Genomic DNA, 15671 nt, shown 5'->3' on the forward strand with positions numbered 1-15671 from the left:
AGAAACCTTTTTAGCCTGATACGACAAAATAACCTCTTATATGGCGAATAAAAGAGAGAGTCCTTACAGGGAAATCCTCGAAATAAAAGAGAAACTGTATGAGATTCATAACGACATGAAAAGATTTATCGAGCAGTCAAGCCAGCAGCATCTTGAGCATGTTCTTTCAGGTTCCCGTACCAATTTTACTAACGCGATTATCGGGCACGTTATTGATGATATCGAGGGTGGGCTTGAAAATAATATGGTCAAAAAATGCGATATGCGGGAGACCTGTAAATCAAACTTCACCGGATTCCTTCAAAAGAATGCGGGTCTGATAAAGCAGGGCGAGGTCCATGAAGATGTTATTTTGAAAAACCAGTCCGAATTAAACGACATGAGGAGTAATGCCCCGTCGAAGCAGTGCGAGAAATGCTTTTCACAGGTACAGGACCTCTTTGGAAAAGAGATCAGTCTGATGCGTTCTCTTCGGATTTATAATGCAAATGAAGACAAAAAACATGAGATTTCCCCTATCCCGGATGATATCATAATCGAAGTACTTGAACCGCTATCCAACAAACAGCGCCTGCAAATACTGAAAGCAATAGCAATAGAAACAAAAACCTTTTCCGCGCTTTCCGAACTAACAGGGCTTCGCGGGGGGAATTTACTCTTCCATTTGCAAAAACTGCTTGACAGCAGAATGATCCTGCAGCGCCATGAGCGGGGAGACTACATGATTACGGATAAGGGATTCAAAATCCTGAAAAGCGTCGGTGATATGTATTTCGTATTAAATCCTGAGACAGTTCATGGTATTAAGTAAAAGGTACAGTGAATTTATGAACTCTTTGAAAAATGAAAATAAAATGCATGAAGCCGGATTCCAGACCGTAGAAGAACTTATGATGGCTTCGGAGCCTAAATTCAACGGTGTCATGCGATGCGTTTTTAAGATAAAGGACTATGAAATCGAGGTATATTTTTATCTTCTTGACCATGCCGGCTCAACGATCATGGAAATATCGGATTTCCTTAATAAGGATAGAAGCTCAATCCAGCGTTCCCTCCAGACATTAATGGATAAAGGCATGATTAACCGGAAGTTCAGGGTGCTCGGCGTAGGGGGGTTTGCGTATATTTATATAGCTACACCGATCGATGAAACAAAGAAAATCATGGAGCGGGAGCTTCAAGTCTGGTATAATATGATGAGCAAGCTTGTAATGAAGTTCGAGAAGCAATAACAGGGTGTGCTTATTTTTCTCACTACCTCCAGAGACTTATGATGTATGATGTAATATTATACTATTGCCGGAAAAAAAACACAGAAAGAGGTGAAAAATATGGCAAGCTGTTGCGGATCAAAAAAGACCCCCGCACCGAATGACGCATGTCCTTGCGGGTCAGGAAAGAAGTACAGGGATTGTTGCGGAAAGAAATAAAGAAAACTGTAATCGCAATGGTCGCTATTGTGGCAGTTGCGGCGAAATTATTGCAAGTGTTCTGAACCGGACAGATTTTCTGTCCACCTTTTTAATGTATGGAGTTACATCTTTTTAACGTTGGTTGATTCGCACGAGGGACAGCGTATCTTTTTCCCTATCCCGCGGAACCTGGTGTTACAGTCTTCGCACTTGTACTGCGTCCCCAATTCACCGGAATCGATGTCTATACTGGTTGAGGAATCTACTAAACACATGGTCTCACCTCTGTTATACTCAATGATTTTTAAGTATTAATCGGTTATCCTTATGCGTGGTAATATTCACCGCTCGCGCGCTGCTGCACCGGTGAGCCGCACGGCTCAAAGCCCGGAATTCCTATGGCATCGGCGCGGCACTGCCTGCACAGCCGGAACTGGGGCATGAACTCCTCGGCTATAGTCCTTGCTATGGTAAGTTCATCACATTCCGGCGCCCTTTCTTTCTCAAATTTATTAAGTGGTATCAGGGGGATTATGTTCATCAGTATGGCGCCGTTTTCCGCCGACCTTCTGGCTACTTCTTTTATCTGCTCAAAATTAATTTCGGGAATAAGCACAGTGTTCACCTTGACGTTCAGTCCTGCCTCGCTTGCTTTCTTCACTCCCAGGAACTGGTTCTCGATCAGCAACCGAGCGCCTTCAACGCCTTTATAGGTCTTATCATGGTAGCGTACGAACGAGTATATCTTCGCGCCGATCTCAGGGTCGACTGCGTTTATGGTAACGGTCACGCTGGTCACACCCACCTCAACCAGCCTCTCGGCTTTTTCAGGGAGAAGAAGCCCGTTGCTGGCGACGCATTTTATAAGCTGCGGGTACTTTTCATGCACAAGGCGCAGGGTCTCAAAGGTCTCTTCATTCGCCAGCGATTCGCCGGGACCGGCGATCCCTACCACGCGCAGGTGGGGCATTTCTTTTATGTATTTGTCAACCCTCACGAGAGCTTCCTGCGGATTGAGAATGCTGCCCGCAACCCCTGGCCTGTGCTCGCATTTATCCAGTTTCCTGATGCAGTAATTGCACTGGATGTTGCATCGCGGCGCCACGGGCAGGTGGATCCTCGCCGTTGTGAAATGCGCTTTTTCATTGTAGCAGGGGTGTACACTGGTTAGATGCGCGAATTTTGAACCGATGTTTCCCCAGCGTTCCTGTTTCATACTATTCTCATTTTTTGTTCGTGTATATACGAATCGATATCTGGCATTGATACTATATAGGTGTTTTCCCGAATGTTACCCTAAAAAACCTGTTAATTAATAAATCTACCGTTATTTGACCTTAACGTTCGTTGAATGGCACCTTGGACAGCGAAGGTTCTTCCCTATTCCCTTGAACTCCTTGCCGCAGTCGCTGCATACGTACTCACACATTGTGGCATCACCCGAGATGTCCACGTCAAACATGTCGCCGACACTGCACACATTCCTCACCTCCCTTACATTCTTTCAAACATATCCTTGCCTACACCACACTGCGGACATACCCAGTCATCAGGCAGGTCTGAAAATTCAGTCCCCGGCTTTATCCTTGGGACATCTCCAACTTCCGGGTCATATACATACCCGCAGACGGTGCATCTGTATTTTATCATTTTTTGCCTCCAAATGGCTTAATCGCGTTTATTATATAGTTGTTCTCCTCTAACCAAAAGCTATAATTCTATAACATTAAATAATTAACGATATGGAGAGTATAATGACTAAAGTACAATTAATAGACGGAGTTTACTGGGTAGGTGTCGTGGACTGGAACCTGCGGGATTTTCACGGCTATACCACGCCGCGCGGGGGGACGTACAATGCTTACCTGATAGTGGATGAAAAAATAGCGCTTGTGGATACCGTGAAACACGGCTTTGGCGGGGAGATGGTCGAAAGGATAAAAGAGATCGTAGACCCTTCGAAGATAGATTACGTCATCTCAAACCACGTTGAGATGGACCATTCCGGTTCCCTGCCTGATATCATGAAAATAGCAACGAACGCGCAGGTCATAGCTACTGAAAAGGGAAAAGAGGGTTTGCTCCGGCATTACAGGGGAGACTGGAATTTCAGGACGGTCAAAACGGGCGATGAACTGGCGCTTGGTAAAAAGACGCTGTTCTTTATCACCGTGCCGATGCTCCACTGGCCTGACAGCATGTTCACTTACCTGAAGGAAGATAAAATACTTCTTTCCAACGACGGGTTCGGGCAGCACCTTGCCACATCGTTCCGGTTCGATGATGAGATGTGCACCCTTATAGGGTACGAATGCGATACGGTGATGGACGAAGCGGCGAAGTATTATGCCAATATCCTGATGCCTTTTGGAGGTATTATCCTTAAAAAATTAGAGGAGATCCAGAAACTCGGCATCGAGATAAAAATGATAGCGCCATCGCACGGCATGATATGGAAGAACCCGAACAAAATAATCGATGCGTATCTTTCCTGGGCAAAGGGAGCTTCAAAACAGAAAGTGCTTATCATTTATGATACCATGTGGAACAGCACCGAGATAATGGCTCAGGAAATCCTGAGGGGAGTAGCTGATTCGGGCGTTGAGGTATCGCTTTTCCACCTGCGCAGGAATGAATGGAGCGAAATAGTAAAGGAAGTGCTTGAAAACAGGGCAATTATTATAGGTTCGCCGACGCTGCACAATGGGATGTTCCCCACTGTGGGAGGCTTTCTTACCTACCTGATGGGCCTGCGGCCGAAGAACAAGCTCTGGGCGACCTTCGGCTCCTACGGCTGGGCAGGCGGGGCAGTGAGGGCGGTGAACGAGAAACTGAAGTCGTCGGGATACGAGCCGGTCGAGTCGCTGGAAGTCAATTTCAGACCTGACGGGCAGGACATGGCTAAGTGCTATGCTATGGGGCAGAAGATAGCTTCGATGATTAAAGCTTAGTGCCGTATCTACGTATGCCCGCGGTGCACGCCCTCACGATGCGCGACTCGGGCTAACGAAGTTGCATGGATTGCGGTCTTATAAAATAAAGACGGTATCGCAGGCACTCCTTGAAGTTATCTCCCTGGAAATCGCAGGGAGACAGGTCTGCTGCGACACATTTTTCGTCTGAACAGAAGCTGCATTTATCAGATGGCATGGGTTGAACCTCGAATATAGGATATTGGATATGTGTATTATTTCTTTCGGTTATATCCGTTTCGGGCTGGCTCTGGTAAGTGCCTGTGAACGAAATCTATAAGACGAGACGGTAATTATCTTAATAGGGGGAAGATGAGGTCATAAATTGCCTGAACCATACGCCGGGATTTCAGTCGGGACAACGCCTTTCGAGATTGTCTATAGCGAGAACAAGATGAGGCTTCTTCATTATCTTCCGACTGTAAAAAAACAACACCCGGTTCCGGTATTCATAGTTTACGCATTTGTTAACCGCTACTATATCATGGATCTACAGCCAGATAAAAGCGTGGTGAGGAAGCTGCTGGATGAAGGTTTTGATACTTATATCGTTGACTGGGGATATCCCTCGGGCGATGACAGGCACCTCACGCTCAACGACTACGTGAATGGTTATTTAAATAGCGCAATTGACAGGATAATGGAACTATCGGGCATAGACAAGGTAACGCTAATAGGCGTATGCCATGGCGGGGTCCTTTCTCTGATATACTCTGTACTGCATCCCGAAAAAGTTAAGAACCTTGTTGTACTGAACACGCCTGTGAATTTTGACACGGATAAAAGTCTTCTTAACATCTGGTCAAAGAGCATGGATGTGGACAGGCTTGTGGATTACTATGGTATAGTGCCGGGGGAATTAATGAACATAGGGTATTTTTTTGTAGATCCCCTCAGGAATATTATCGACCTGTATTCAGGCGTATATGACAGGGTTGATTGCGAGCCTGATGACATAAAATGCCGGCGGCAGGACGGGGAGAGCGTCAGGACTTTTTTAAGGATGATGAAATGGGGTTCGGACAATCCTGGACAGGCTGGAGAAGCCTACAGGCAGTTCATTAAAGACTGCTACCAGAAAAACCTCCTTATAAAGAACGAGATGGAAATAGACGGGCAGATGATTAATTTAAAAGATATCACCATGCCTTTACTTAACATCATGGCAAAGTACGACAATTTCATTCCCAACGAATCAAGCATACCGCTGAACGATGCCGTATCGAGCGCGGATAAAACAATGGCGATTTTCCCCACAGGGCATATAGGCATATTTGTGGGCTACGAATCCCAGAAGGATGTCTGTCCTATGATCACAGAATGGCTGAAGCCAAGGTCTTTCTGAACGATAGAAGAAGTTCTCTACAATCATCATCTAAAGCCTTTTCTTTCCACTCCGCAATATTCTGTGAGAACAAAAAGATGAAGCGATGAGCGCAAAATGAATTTTTTCATTCTGATGCATATCTCATCATGTTTCCACACCAGGAGGAACAGCATCATCCCCGAACTGTAGACGCTCATCGACCAGAACTTTCATGTCCTGCTTCAGTTTATGGATGTGATGGTGGTGATCAGGGACGGATGAAATTTCCGGTTCCATGATAGATAACGTCCCGACGTGCCCGTGTCCACCGTTATCCCTGTGCTCCATTTTCCAGAGCTGCAACCTCAGCCGCGTGATACCATCTGAAGTCCTTTTTAGGTTCTCAAATTTCCCGGGATCACTGCTCCCCTCCACGACATCAAAAGCCCGCATGTAGCCATATGCCATGCTTATCGATATCATGCCGGGCTCAATCGCCAGGATATCATGTGTTCCCAATGTAGGCTGTATCAGCTTAAAGTCCACTCCCCAGCCGCGGGGCGGATATGCGTTCTTCCGTTGTATCTCATCCAGCGCAATATCCATTGTGGCGCGAAGCGTAATATCTATCATATTGCTGTTATCGAACGACCACAATATGCCTACCCCGGCTTTTGAGCAGGTGACCGCATATACCTCCGTAGCTCCAAGGGAAATAGCCGCTTCCACAGGAAGCATCTCTCTCATACCGCCATCAACATAGTTCTCGGAGTATAATTTAACAGGAGGGAACAATCCGGGTATCGAGGATGAAGCCAGGACCGCATCTATTAAGTCGATTTGTCTACCTGGATCCTCTCCATCTGAGAAATGCCCCGATTCGTTTACGTACCGCACCTCACCGCTTTCAAGACCTACCACTGTTATGAGAAGTTTAATTCCAGACCTGCGCACTTTATCAAGGTCAAGCCGGGAACGCAGTTTCCCTTCAGTCGGTGAAAAGTTGAAAAAGGATTTTAACTGTCCATATCCGCATGGCGCAGACATTACTTCTGTAAGCCCTGTCCAGAAATTAACTGCATCGAAGAATAACGCAGGTGGGAACAGCATGTATTTCATCATCCGGCCTGCCATTGTGGAAACGGCATCAGCCGAGGTCATACGGTAAAGCTGTCCCGTTATCGGTTTAAGCGCCCTTAACCACGGCTCCTCCGTATACATATCATCAATTTTCCTGAAACTTTTCCATAACGCTACTAATTTCTCAATACCGCCCTCAGCCAGCACAAGCCCGTTGATCGCCCCGATGGAAGTGCCGCAAATCATATCCGGGCGAATCCCGCGGCTGTTTAAGAATTGCAGCGCTCCGACTTGAAAATCACCGCGCGTTCCCCCGGCGCCAAGTACAAATGCCAGAGTAATGATTACCACCCCATTTCAACGATATTTTCATCTGGATATATACGTAAGTATGGAGTTACCTTTAATGACATCAATAAACACATCCCCTTTCATAGACACTGATTAAACAAAATCTGTAATTAATCATTAATTCCAATCTTATTTAATGCTTACGCGGTGCATTTGCTGTGCAGGGGAAATAACACTTTTGAGCGACGACAGGCATATATAACGTTTGAGACTATATAGAAGAATGTGGGGTAACCAGATAGTATTGATGTGCTTCACCATAAAAAGGGATCACCCGCAGGTGACTTCGGACATTGGGGGATATTAATGCTGAAATTAAAGCGTATGCCAAAGCACATAGGTATCATACCTGACGGGAACCGCCGCTGGGCTGTTGCGAAAGGTCTGCAAAAGGAAGATGGATATGAATACGGTATCGAGCCCGGGAAAATGCTCTTTGAGGAGGTGCGGAAGCTTGGCATCCCGGAAGTGTCTATCTACATATTCACCCAGGAGAACACGTTCCGCCCAAGAAAACAGATCGCTGCCTTCCAGAACGCCTTTCTAAAGTTCCTAAACTGGATAAAGAACAAGGATGTCTCGATCCTGGCTGTAGGGGATGCATCATCGCCCTTTTTCCCCGAGGAGCTTAAAGTGTTCACGGTACCGCAGGAGAACAGGGAACAGAAGATGAAGCTGAACTTTCTTATCAACTATAGCTGGAAATGGGATCTCAATATGGCTCTTGTGAACTCCGGGAATAAGCGCCTGAGGAAACAGGATATACTGAAGAATATAGGGTCAAAGGATGTCTCCAGGGTTGATCTTCTTATACGCTGGGGTGAGCGGAGGCGTCTTAGCGGATTCCTTCCTGTACAATCGGCTTATGCAGATATTTATATCGTTAAAGAGATGTGGCCGGATTTCAAGCCGTGCCAGCTGCATGAGGCTCTGAAGTGGTACGAGGTGCAGGATGTGACCCTGGGCGGATGATTGCTTTAGGCTTATCTCAAACGGGAGAGCTCTGTCAGCTATAAGGCGCTTCGCCCTTTGTTTTCGTTTTATTTATCAAATATTCTTTCTGTTTCTCAAGAAGTGCAAGCTGGGTCTGAGCATTCTTAATTTCGTATTTCTTTAGCTTTAGCCTGTATTTTTCTTCTAATTTTTTATCAATTTTATCTGAGGCATTCAATGGCCAGATATCATCTAAATTGTCAGTAAAGAAATAATCACAGCGGTATTTCAGTATATTATCGCTTTCCCTTTCTTTATAGAGCCTATCTTTAATAAAAGAAACATTAACGGGATCAATCTCTATCCCAAGCGAATCGCGCTGTAATCGTTTTGCCACAGCAAGCGTTGTTCCAGTGCCCGCGAAGGGGTCAAAAACCATGTCCCCAACATTAGAGGAAGAAAGAATTATTCTGGTAAGTAATTGAACAGGTGACTGCTGTTTATGCAAACGCTCTCCATTATTCAACCGCAACGGCTCATCGCCCGCAAAATAACCGGAGGTAAGCTCCCTTATATCATCCCATACATCAGTGACATACAATCCTTTTGGTCGCTCATACTTTTCTGTGACCAATAACGGCGGATCAATCCTCAATTTATTGAAAATACGCGGTATTTTACCTTTCGTGGCAAAGGCTATGATTTGATAATGCTTGCCGAATCGGGCATCGCATGGGACAGCCGATGTTTTTTTCTTCCAGATTATCAAATTCTGAAAAGTCCAGCCTGTTGATTGCAAAGATTCCAGTACATATTGTGCATTTTTTTCCCTTTGCATAAAGTAAACGGCGCCGCCATCGGATGTACAATCATAAATTAATTTACAGACCCTTTTCATCCAGTTCCAGTAATCTGATTCAGACATTTCGTCATTGTGGATATTATATTCCTTACCCTGGTTGAATGGCGGATCAAGGAATGTTAAATCAAAACTTTCAGATGATGCTTGTTTAAGGAACTGTTCGCAATCCGCTTGGATTATTTCACATCTCATCTTCTCAACCTTCACCTTAGCAAAGAGTCTAATTTGAGTTTATAAAAATCATCAACTTTCTCAATCAAATTTTTATCCAGTAATCGTGAAAGCAAATTATTCAAATCAATTTCAGTATTCAAAATATTCAATTTTTCATTTAAATCAGCGGTGTCATGTTTTCTTTCAGATAAATAGTAAAGTATCAACGCTGAGATAAAGTCATTTTTATCAACCATATTTTTATTGAAAACTTTCATCAACTTCGCAGTAATTTTACCTATCTCAAAAACAAATTTTTTAACTTCGATTTCTTTCCTGATAATCAACCGTGCAAAAAGCACCTTTACTTCTTGCTTTGATCGGAGGTCAAATCTCGAAGTAAGCATATCGCCGACAAAATTTTCAATTTTTTCTGCTAACTTGTTTTCAATATCAATACTTTCATCATAGATAGCAAGATATTGAGATTTAGCCTGCTCTAAAATTTCTGCATCGCTGCAAACCAAAATTGATTCTGTGTTTTCCCTCCAATATTGGTTAGTTTTATTGAATCCAAGATTCATCTTGTTAAGATTAACTGAACTGACAATCAGATGTTTATCTGTAATGATGAGTTTTGCATGAATATCTTCAATCGTTCGAATACCAATATTTTGGGATAGAAGTTCACGAAGCATATTGTTCATTCTATCCTGAAAATCCATGCTGGTTGCGCCGCTTAATACTCTGATATCAAGCCCTTTCAACCGCATTTTAACTAAAAAAGAAGAAAAATCCGTATCTGTAAAACTTTCTGCTGAAATATATGCAAATTCCGACGCGCTCGAAATTATTGACATGAAAAAGTTGCGTCCTCTGCAATCAAAGGGTGCCAAATATAATTTATCTTCTATTGGCACATTGGCAGGGCAAAGGAGTGAGGGATAATGACTGATCCAATGGTTCCTGTGCGTTTCTGTTTCTATGACTCTAGGTAATTCGAATAACGAAGAATTATTATCTACATCCATTATTTTTTGTTGAATAGTTCCGCTATACCCTGAATTTTCCCTAATAAATAAATCAACAAGTTCCTCGAATTTATTATTGTATTCTTCAATTTTATTTAGCTCACCTTTAAAAATTAATACTGCATCAAGCTCTTGAGTTTGAGTGAAGTTCGCTGATAGCGCGATGGCACTCTTATCTGTTACAATAAATTTCCCATGAAATGAATACCATCTACCAACAGCGGTTGTGGTTCTTTCTGGATCTCCTACATTCCATTTACAAAAATAAAGCCTTGCACCGTTTCTTTCAATATTTTGAAGCTGATTAGTAACTTCATTTCGGATATCCGCGTTAATACTGTCGTAAGGAAGTGTTAAGATTTCAACCCTGACTCCATCGCTTAATTTGTCGTTTAAAACATTGAATACCTCTTGGTTATGTATCTGAAAAACAGCAATTCGAATGAATTCCTCTGCATCGTGTAATTCGTCAATTATTCTGTTAATTACATTTGTGCCGAATTCAAATACTTTCATTTTTCTCCATGTACCCTGCCAGTTTGATAGTCTAAACGAATTATTTGTATATACATTCTTCTATTTGAGACCCTACATGCTTTTTATGCAGGTCTGTACATTCATATCCCATACACCCTCACCGCCATCACTTCCCTCAATACCTGCTCAGCGTTCTTCTTCGAAACCGCCTCCAAACTCTTCATTATCAGCGGATATTCATACCCTTCCGTGACCAGCTTTACCAGCCTCCCCTCGCCGCCTGCGATTACGTACCGTATATCCTTATGCCTCCCGACCATCGGGAGAAGCGCCTCTCTTACCTTATCTGCATGATGCCTGATGTCCTCTTCAACCAGGCTCTGGAAGCGCTTCTGGCTCCAGCCGCCTTTCGAGTGTTTCCCCATCACACTGCTTCTTATGACCTCGTGTTCAACAAAAGTCTCAGCCTCGATAATACCTATGAAGGTCTCGCCTGCATGGGCATTGATAACCAGCGCTTTTTCACCCGCCAGGTTCTTTTTTAACGGCTCGACGTTAAAGCGCCTGTCAAGTGAATAATTAGAATGCGTTACGGGAAATGCTGGGATTACCACCTGTTTGATAATCCTGTCAGTATCATAAAAAACAACCTTTCCTGTCGATGAGTCTATTTTCTCTATCAGGTAAAGGTCTGAATTCTCAATTTCGGAAACTGCATCCTTCGCAATATCCTTAAAGTTATCATCTTTTGCCAGATAGATGGTTATCAGTGTGGAAGTCGCTGATTGCAATGAGCCGAGCAGGAAAAGGATATCCTCAAACCTGTTCCGGGACAGGTTCTCAGAAAAACGGAATTTCAACTCACCTGTAGTTTCTTTTTTAAGTTTCTGTATCTCGCTCTCAAGTGAAGAGACCTTCTGCCTCGCTTCATTCAGCTCCCGGTCAACTTCCTGTTTTGTCGCGACCGTTTTCTTTGCTTTTTCGTCCCTTTTTTCAAGCCGGAGCAGGAGTGTCCTGTTCTCTTCCTCAAGCCGGGTTATTTCCGCTTTCAGAGCATTTAACTCGTCTTTTTTGAACAGGTCAAACAATCCCTTCGCCTCTCTTGCCGAGCACTTTTAAGATGATAACGGGTGTATCTTTATCAATAAATTCGATTTTATCGTTCACACGGATAATCCTTTCTGAAGTTCCTTCCATCTTTAACCCTGATGCTTTGCTAAAAGCACTTGCCAGGGGAGATTCTCCTTCCACGGTCGGCTCCTCGCCGGGCCTGGTATCTTTTTCCGTTGAAACGCTGAAATATATGGAGAGGACGGAACTCCCGTTCGTATAAAAGTTAAAGCTCCCCGGGTTCCCTTTATGCTCGCCCACCAATAAAAAAGGTTCATCCGCAAGCATCTCCAGGCTGGTTTTCCCGCGGGTAACGTACTCCCAGCCTGTAAACCTGCTCAAATGCTTGCAGAATATGCGTGTTTTTGAAGAAGGTTTACGCGCCGTGGTAATTATCATTCGGCTTTAACGCGCTTGACAAGCACGGGTCTTTCCTTGACCAGGATGCGGTGTCCGCAGTAGGGACAGCGGATGCCGCTGTACTGATAGTCGATTTCGACCGGCCGCTTGCAGCGGGTACATTTATAGACCATATCTACCTTATTCTTCTGGCTTCCGGGCTTCACCGGCTGGTTTGGTTTCAGCAGCAGGCACAGATTCGCTGGCAGGCATGATCGCAACTCTCTCACCCTGGACAGCTCTCAGGACCGTAAGGTGCGCCGAGGTCTGTGGTATGTAAGAGCCGCCTGCGAACGTGGCTTTGCACTTGGCGCACTGCCATATCCCCGTACCGACCCTTTTTACCTTTATCGCGCCGCATTTTGAGCATGCATAATCCGCATTCGTCTTTTCTTCGATATCTGCCACGAGCTTTCTGTTTTTGGTTCCGTACCTGGTACCGAACCTGCCGGCGGACCTTGATTTCCTTCCTTTCTTTTTGATTTCTGCCATGATTATATCACCAGGAACTTCTCTCTGATTTCTTTTGCCTTCTCAATTGCAATATCCACTATATAATTTATCTGCTCCGTGGTGAGGGGATGTACTCCGCTCTTCTGCATGGCCGATATTGCCCCAGTCTGGTTGGAAGTGACCGTCAGCTTGGTCCCGGCTATGCTTTCTTCGTCCTGGGACGGGTCAAGCATTATTGAACCGCCTATCTCTACCGCTGTCACAGCCACCGGTACGTCCCTCATCGGGACGCTTGCATCCTCACCGAGGTCGTACCGTTTATTGGGAAGTTTGGACGTCAGGAGCGCAGCTACAGCCCCGAGTGAGGCTGCATCCATTATGTTCCCGCCGTCATCCAGAACATGGACGTCTATAAACACCATCCATACTTTTTCACCCGGTGTTATGCACAGCTTGGAAAGGTCAACAGCGCCGGATTCCCTCACGCCCCTGTCAACTACCCTCGCTAGCTCTATCGCGTCCTCCCTCGGTGGACCTGCCTCAAATACAGGTGATGCAAGCGGGATAAGCTCAAGATTCGTAATTATCACACCCATGTCCGGGGTATCAGGGAACGGTGCGCCAGGCTGGATCTTTACGCCAACGACCAGGTCCGTATCTCCAAGATGCACACGCGCAGACCCTTCGGCTTTGTTAATCACGTTCGTTTCTATCGTAATTTCCCTGTACTGGTCAAAGGCGCGCCCGTCCTCGCGCTCCCCCTTGACCATAAGATTGTAAATATAATCTTTACGGAGCTCTGTCACTACCTCGTTACTCAACGACATCACCTTCCGTCTGTGAGGCGTATTTCTCCATCAGCGCCGCCCTCTGGAGTTCGTATATAGCCTTGCACCCGTTCTTTGCAAGCTCAAACGCTTCCCCGAATTCCTCCCTGGTAAGGTGACCGTCCATCTGGAGAAGGGTAATGTTCCCCTCAGGCGTCATCGCTATAGGCATATCGGCCTGCCCGTAGTTATCTTCATCCTTGTTCAGGTCAAGAACCACGGTATCATCTATTTTACCTGCTGCACAGGCTGAGACAAGGCTTTTCATCGGTATGCCTGCATCCGCGAGTGCTATGGATGCTGCGTTTATCCCTGCTGTCCTGGTGCCTGCATCCGCCTGGAGCACCTCTACGAAAATATCTATTGCAGAGCGCGGGAAATATTCTTGGAATATCACAGGTTCAAGTGACTCCCGGCTCACTTTGGATACTTCTATGCTTCTCCTGTCAGGTCCGGGACGCTTCCTCTCCTCGACCGAGAACGATGCCATATTATACCTGTATCGCACAACTGCGCTGGTCGATTTCTGCATGTGGCGGGGATGCACTTCCCTCGGGCCGTAAACAGCCGCGATGACCTTATTCCCGCCAAACTCAAAATAACATGAGCCGTCCGCTCTATTTAAAACGCCTACTTTGATCTTGATATGCCTTAACTCATCAGGTTTTCTACCATCAAGGCGAATTCCATTTTCAATTAACTTTTCTGGTTTAGCCATAAAATTCCTCTTCTCTTTCTTCCTCTTTCTTTAAGATGTCATAAAAACGAACTATTTATCATTACCGAGGAGTTCATCAAGTATCCCTCCGGGTTTATTCTCAGCAGTTTTTTCCTCCTCTGCCGGCAGGGATTCCTTCTCATCTTCCATTTTCTCTTCTTGTTCCGCAGGCTCAGGTTCTTTTTTCTCCTGTTCTTCTTTCTCCGGTTCCTTTTCTTTGGGCTTCCCACCTTTCTCTTCTTTCAGGAACTTTGTTATCCTGTCAGTCAGGCCGGAGATATGCGTCTCTCTTTCTATCTTGAGAATTGCCCTGGCTGCCAGGTCCATGCCCTTATCCTTGCCTGTGATCCATACCCTGCCGTTCTGTCCTATAAATATGTTACAGCCGGTCTCATTTTTCAGCATCGCTATCATGGAGCCGCCCCTGCCGATCAATCGTGGGACCTTGGAAGGTGTCACTTCGATGACGCGCCCTTCTTTTACAGGTCTTAATCTCTGGTCGTTCAGCGTCAGCTCGACTTTCATGTTGGCGTCCACATCCCTCACAAGGGTCATTATCGAATCGCCGATATTGAGATATTTGGGCATATCCGAGCTCTCTATCCGCCTGGGGAACTCCGAGATATGCAGCAAACCCTCATAAGGCGACCTGATATCAACTATCCAGTTAGAAAAGGCTATCTCTTTTATAACGCCTATTACCATGTCGCCAGCTCTTGGTATGTATTTTCCCGACAGCGGGACGACCCTGATGTGGTCTTTAAGCGACGCTATGCCGAAGACCGAGGAGAACACCTTCCCGTTCTCAACGTAGGTGCCTTCATCCGCCTGTTTTGCATCGTCAGATAGAAAATCACCTGGAATAACTAGTTTTTTATCCATTTCCATCACTTTATTAACCTCGTTTCTGCTGATCCCTTGGTGAGCCTGTTCAGGAGACTGTACAGTTCATCCTGCATGCCCGCCGGTATCGAGATAACTCCTATCCACGAACCGTCGTTCTGCCATTCCTGCTTTAGCAGGTTCCCGAACTTGGCTACGCCGCCGTATGCTTTTGCAGCATATTCCGACGGGAGCTTTATCGCGACCTTCACTTCCTCAAACCGTATGGGGATTATCGGTCGTATCGCTTTCATGGTGATATCGACCTGTTCTTCCACGCTCTTCATGGGGTCGATATGAATGCCTGCCTCATCCATCGCAGTTTCAATGCGCGCAGGGGGATGCGGCGCCTTTGTCTGGGGATTTATGGCGTTCCGGGCAATAAAAGCGATCACCTGCTTCTTCTTATCTTCCTGTATCTTCCTTCGCTGCTCCGTGGTAAGCTGAAGCTCCCCTTCATTGATTATTTTTTCTGCGATCCTGACAGCATCAGTAGTCCCGAAAGCATTGATAACATCCTGCTCTGCCGGCCTGTCGCCGTTCTTTGCGTCTGAGAATACATCCTCAACCGCCAGAACGTCCTCGATCTTCACAGGGTCGCCTTTTTTAAAAGCCAGTGCTCCGTCCGGGTCAACAAAAACCTCGAATGTCTTGCCGTGGGTCTTGAGCCTCGCGATTATTGATTCGTCAAGCGCCACCATATTG

Annotated in this window: 21 protein-coding genes; 6 read left to right on the forward strand and 15 right to left on the reverse strand. The window is 45.5% G+C overall.

The window, feature by feature from the left end; all coding sequences use genetic code 11:
* The first annotated feature begins 40 nt into the window (after positions 1–40).
* From MNV_RS02635 to MNV_RS21115, 3 genes are all read left to right on the forward strand, one after another.
* A complete protein-coding gene (locus tag MNV_RS02635; RefSeq protein WP_096203832.1) occupies positions 41–811 on the forward strand; it encodes a winged helix-turn-helix domain-containing protein in 771 nt (256 codons plus the stop codon).
* On the forward strand, positions 798–1232 hold the full coding sequence (locus MNV_RS02640; protein ID WP_096203833.1) for a helix-turn-helix domain-containing protein: 435 nt from the start codon (positions 798–800) through the stop codon (positions 1230–1232). Before MNV_RS02635 ends, MNV_RS02640 begins: the two co-directional genes overlap by 14 nt.
* A gap of 99 nt (positions 1233–1331) precedes the next feature.
* Positions 1332–1430 carry an SEC-C metal-binding domain-containing protein gene (locus MNV_RS21115; protein WP_096203834.1) on the forward strand — a complete coding sequence of 33 codons (99 nt, stop codon included), beginning with the start codon at positions 1332–1334 and terminating at the stop codon, positions 1428–1430.
* A gap of 104 nt (positions 1431–1534) precedes the next feature.
* Here MNV_RS21115 and MNV_RS19275 read toward each other — a convergent pair whose 3' ends face one another.
* The 4 genes from MNV_RS19275 to MNV_RS02655 form a co-directional block, all read right to left on the reverse strand.
* Positions 1535–1687, reverse strand: a complete 153-nt coding sequence (locus tag MNV_RS19275; RefSeq protein WP_179293759.1) for an FmdB family zinc ribbon protein — start codon at positions 1685–1687, stop codon at positions 1535–1537.
* Positions 1688–1737: 50 nt separating this feature from the next.
* Positions 1738–2628 carry a radical SAM protein gene (locus MNV_RS02650; RefSeq protein ID WP_096203835.1) on the reverse strand — a complete coding sequence of 297 codons (891 nt, stop codon included), beginning with the start codon at positions 2626–2628 and terminating at the stop codon, positions 1738–1740.
* A gap of 111 nt (positions 2629–2739) precedes the next feature.
* Positions 2740–2892 (reverse strand): hypothetical protein, encoded by a 153-nt coding sequence (locus MNV_RS18890; protein WP_179293756.1) that lies wholly within the window; start codon positions 2890–2892, stop codon positions 2740–2742.
* A 14-nt stretch (positions 2893–2906) separates the two neighbouring features.
* Positions 2907–3062 (reverse strand): rubredoxin, encoded by a 156-nt coding sequence (locus tag MNV_RS02655; protein ID WP_096203836.1) that lies wholly within the window; start codon positions 3060–3062, stop codon positions 2907–2909.
* Positions 3063–3166: 104 nt separating this feature from the next.
* Here MNV_RS02655 and MNV_RS02660 point away from each other — a divergent pair, with 104 nt between their 5' ends.
* Complete coding sequence (locus MNV_RS02660; RefSeq protein WP_096203837.1) at positions 3167–4363, forward strand: FprA family A-type flavoprotein; 1197 nt, start codon at positions 3167–3169, stop codon at positions 4361–4363.
* A 346-nt stretch (positions 4364–4709) separates the two neighbouring features.
* On the forward strand, positions 4710–5729 hold the full coding sequence (phaC, locus tag MNV_RS02665) for a class III poly(R)-hydroxyalkanoic acid synthase subunit PhaC (protein ID WP_096203838.1): 1020 nt from the start codon (positions 4710–4712) through the stop codon (positions 5727–5729).
* Between the two features lie 126 nt (positions 5730–5855).
* Here phaC and MNV_RS02670 read toward each other — a convergent pair whose 3' ends face one another.
* Positions 5856–7121, reverse strand: a complete 1266-nt coding sequence (locus MNV_RS02670; protein ID WP_143311594.1) for a patatin-like phospholipase family protein — start codon at positions 7119–7121, stop codon at positions 5856–5858.
* A gap of 306 nt (positions 7122–7427) precedes the next feature.
* Here MNV_RS02670 and uppS point away from each other — a divergent pair, with 306 nt between their 5' ends.
* On the forward strand, positions 7428–8093 hold the full coding sequence (uppS, locus tag MNV_RS02675; RefSeq protein ID WP_096203839.1) for a polyprenyl diphosphate synthase: 666 nt from the start codon (positions 7428–7430) through the stop codon (positions 8091–8093).
* 34 nt (positions 8094–8127) lie between these two features.
* On the opposite strand, the gene MNV_RS02680 is transcribed toward uppS, so the two are convergent.
* The 10 genes from MNV_RS02680 to MNV_RS02725 form a co-directional block, all read right to left on the reverse strand.
* Positions 8128–9108, reverse strand: a complete 981-nt coding sequence (locus MNV_RS02680) for a DNA-methyltransferase (protein WP_096203840.1) — start codon at positions 9106–9108, stop codon at positions 8128–8130.
* Positions 9109–9119: 11 nt separating this feature from the next.
* Entirely contained in the window at positions 9120–10616 is a 1497-nt protein-coding gene (locus MNV_RS02685) for a phospholipase D-like domain-containing protein (RefSeq protein WP_096203841.1), read from the reverse strand.
* A gap of 101 nt (positions 10617–10717) precedes the next feature.
* Positions 10718–11665 (reverse strand): Vms1/Ankzf1 family peptidyl-tRNA hydrolase, encoded by a 948-nt coding sequence (locus MNV_RS02690; protein WP_096203842.1) that lies wholly within the window; start codon positions 11663–11665, stop codon positions 10718–10720.
* Complete coding sequence (locus MNV_RS02695; RefSeq protein WP_143311595.1) at positions 11658–12029, reverse strand: hypothetical protein; 372 nt, start codon at positions 12027–12029, stop codon at positions 11658–11660. Before MNV_RS02695 ends, MNV_RS02690 begins: the two co-directional genes overlap by 8 nt.
* Before the next feature lie 53 nt (positions 12030–12082).
* Complete coding sequence (locus tag MNV_RS02700; RefSeq protein ID WP_081810286.1) at positions 12083–12220, reverse strand: DNA-directed RNA polymerase subunit P; 138 nt, start codon at positions 12218–12220, stop codon at positions 12083–12085.
* Positions 12221–12227: 7 nt separating this feature from the next.
* Entirely contained in the window at positions 12228–12578 is a 351-nt protein-coding gene (locus tag MNV_RS02705) for a 50S ribosomal protein L37ae (RefSeq protein WP_096203844.1), read from the reverse strand.
* Between the two features lie 2 nt (positions 12579–12580).
* On the reverse strand, positions 12581–13366 hold the full coding sequence (gene rrp42, locus MNV_RS02710) for an exosome complex protein Rrp42 (RefSeq protein ID WP_218837869.1): 786 nt from the start codon (positions 13364–13366) through the stop codon (positions 12581–12583).
* On the reverse strand, positions 13353–14084 hold the full coding sequence (gene rrp41 / locus MNV_RS02715) for an exosome complex exonuclease Rrp41 (protein ID WP_096203846.1): 732 nt from the start codon (positions 14082–14084) through the stop codon (positions 13353–13355). The genes rrp42 and rrp41 overlap by 14 nt, the downstream gene beginning before the upstream one ends.
* Before the next feature lie 51 nt (positions 14085–14135).
* Complete coding sequence (rrp4, locus tag MNV_RS02720) at positions 14136–14966, reverse strand: exosome complex RNA-binding protein Rrp4 (RefSeq protein WP_096203872.1); 831 nt, start codon at positions 14964–14966, stop codon at positions 14136–14138.
* Between the two features lie 5 nt (positions 14967–14971).
* Positions 14972–15667, reverse strand: coding sequence for a ribosome assembly factor SBDS (locus MNV_RS02725; protein WP_096203847.1), 696 nt, complete (start codon positions 15665–15667; stop codon positions 14972–14974).
* Between the last annotated feature and the right edge of the window lie 4 nt (positions 15668–15671).

Origin of the sequence: Candidatus Methanoperedens nitratireducens, assembly GCF_900196725.1 — an archaeon.
Taxonomy (GTDB): domain Archaea; phylum Halobacteriota; class Methanosarcinia; order Methanosarcinales; family Methanoperedenaceae; genus Methanoperedens; species Methanoperedens nitroreducens_A.

What these genes read in the sequence shown, in the direction of transcription:
- MNV_RS02635 (WP_096203832.1), top strand. Translation starts at nt 41, where the DNA reads ATGGCGAATAAAAGAGAGAGTCCTTACAGGGAAATCCTCGAAATAAAA.
- MNV_RS02640 (WP_096203833.1), top strand. Translation starts at nt 798, where the DNA reads ATGGTATTAAGTAAAAGGTACAGTGAATTTATGAACTCTTTGAAAAAT.
- MNV_RS21115 (WP_096203834.1), top strand. Translation starts at nt 1,332, where the DNA reads ATGGCAAGCTGTTGCGGATCAAAAAAGACCCCCGCACCGAATGACGCA.
- MNV_RS19275 (WP_179293759.1), bottom strand. Translation starts at nt 1,687, where the DNA reads ATGTGTTTAGTAGATTCCTCAACCAGTATAGACATCGATTCCGGTGAA.
- MNV_RS02650 (WP_096203835.1), bottom strand. Translation starts at nt 2,628, where the DNA reads ATGAAACAGGAACGCTGGGGAAACATCGGTTCAAAATTCGCGCATCTA.
- MNV_RS02655 (WP_096203836.1), bottom strand. Translation starts at nt 3,062, where the DNA reads ATGATAAAATACAGATGCACCGTCTGCGGGTATGTATATGACCCGGAA.
- MNV_RS02660 (WP_096203837.1), top strand. Translation starts at nt 3,167, where the DNA reads ATGACTAAAGTACAATTAATAGACGGAGTTTACTGGGTAGGTGTCGTG.
- uppS (WP_096203839.1), top strand. Translation starts at nt 7,428, where the DNA reads ATGCTGAAATTAAAGCGTATGCCAAAGCACATAGGTATCATACCTGAC.
- MNV_RS02680 (WP_096203840.1), bottom strand. Translation starts at nt 9,108, where the DNA reads ATGAGATGTGAAATAATCCAAGCGGATTGCGAACAGTTCCTTAAACAA.
- MNV_RS02685 (WP_096203841.1), bottom strand. Translation starts at nt 10,616, where the DNA reads ATGAAAGTATTTGAATTCGGCACAAATGTAATTAACAGAATAATTGAC.
- MNV_RS02700 (WP_081810286.1), bottom strand. Translation starts at nt 12,220, where the DNA reads ATGGTCTATAAATGTACCCGCTGCAAGCGGCCGGTCGAAATCGACTAT.
- MNV_RS02705 (WP_096203844.1), bottom strand. Translation starts at nt 12,578, where the DNA reads ATGGCAGAAATCAAAAAGAAAGGAAGGAAATCAAGGTCCGCCGGCAGG.
- rrp42 (WP_218837869.1), bottom strand. Translation starts at nt 13,366, where the DNA reads ATGTCGTTGAGTAACGAGGTAGTGACAGAGCTCCGTAAAGATTATATT.
- rrp41 (WP_096203846.1), bottom strand. Translation starts at nt 14,084, where the DNA reads ATGGCTAAACCAGAAAAGTTAATTGAAAATGGAATTCGCCTTGATGGT.
- rrp4 (WP_096203872.1), bottom strand. Translation starts at nt 14,966, where the DNA reads ATGGATAAAAAACTAGTTATTCCAGGTGATTTTCTATCTGACGATGCA.
- MNV_RS02725 (WP_096203847.1), bottom strand. Translation starts at nt 15,667, where the DNA reads ATGGTGGCGCTTGACGAATCAATAATCGCGAGGCTCAAGACCCACGGC.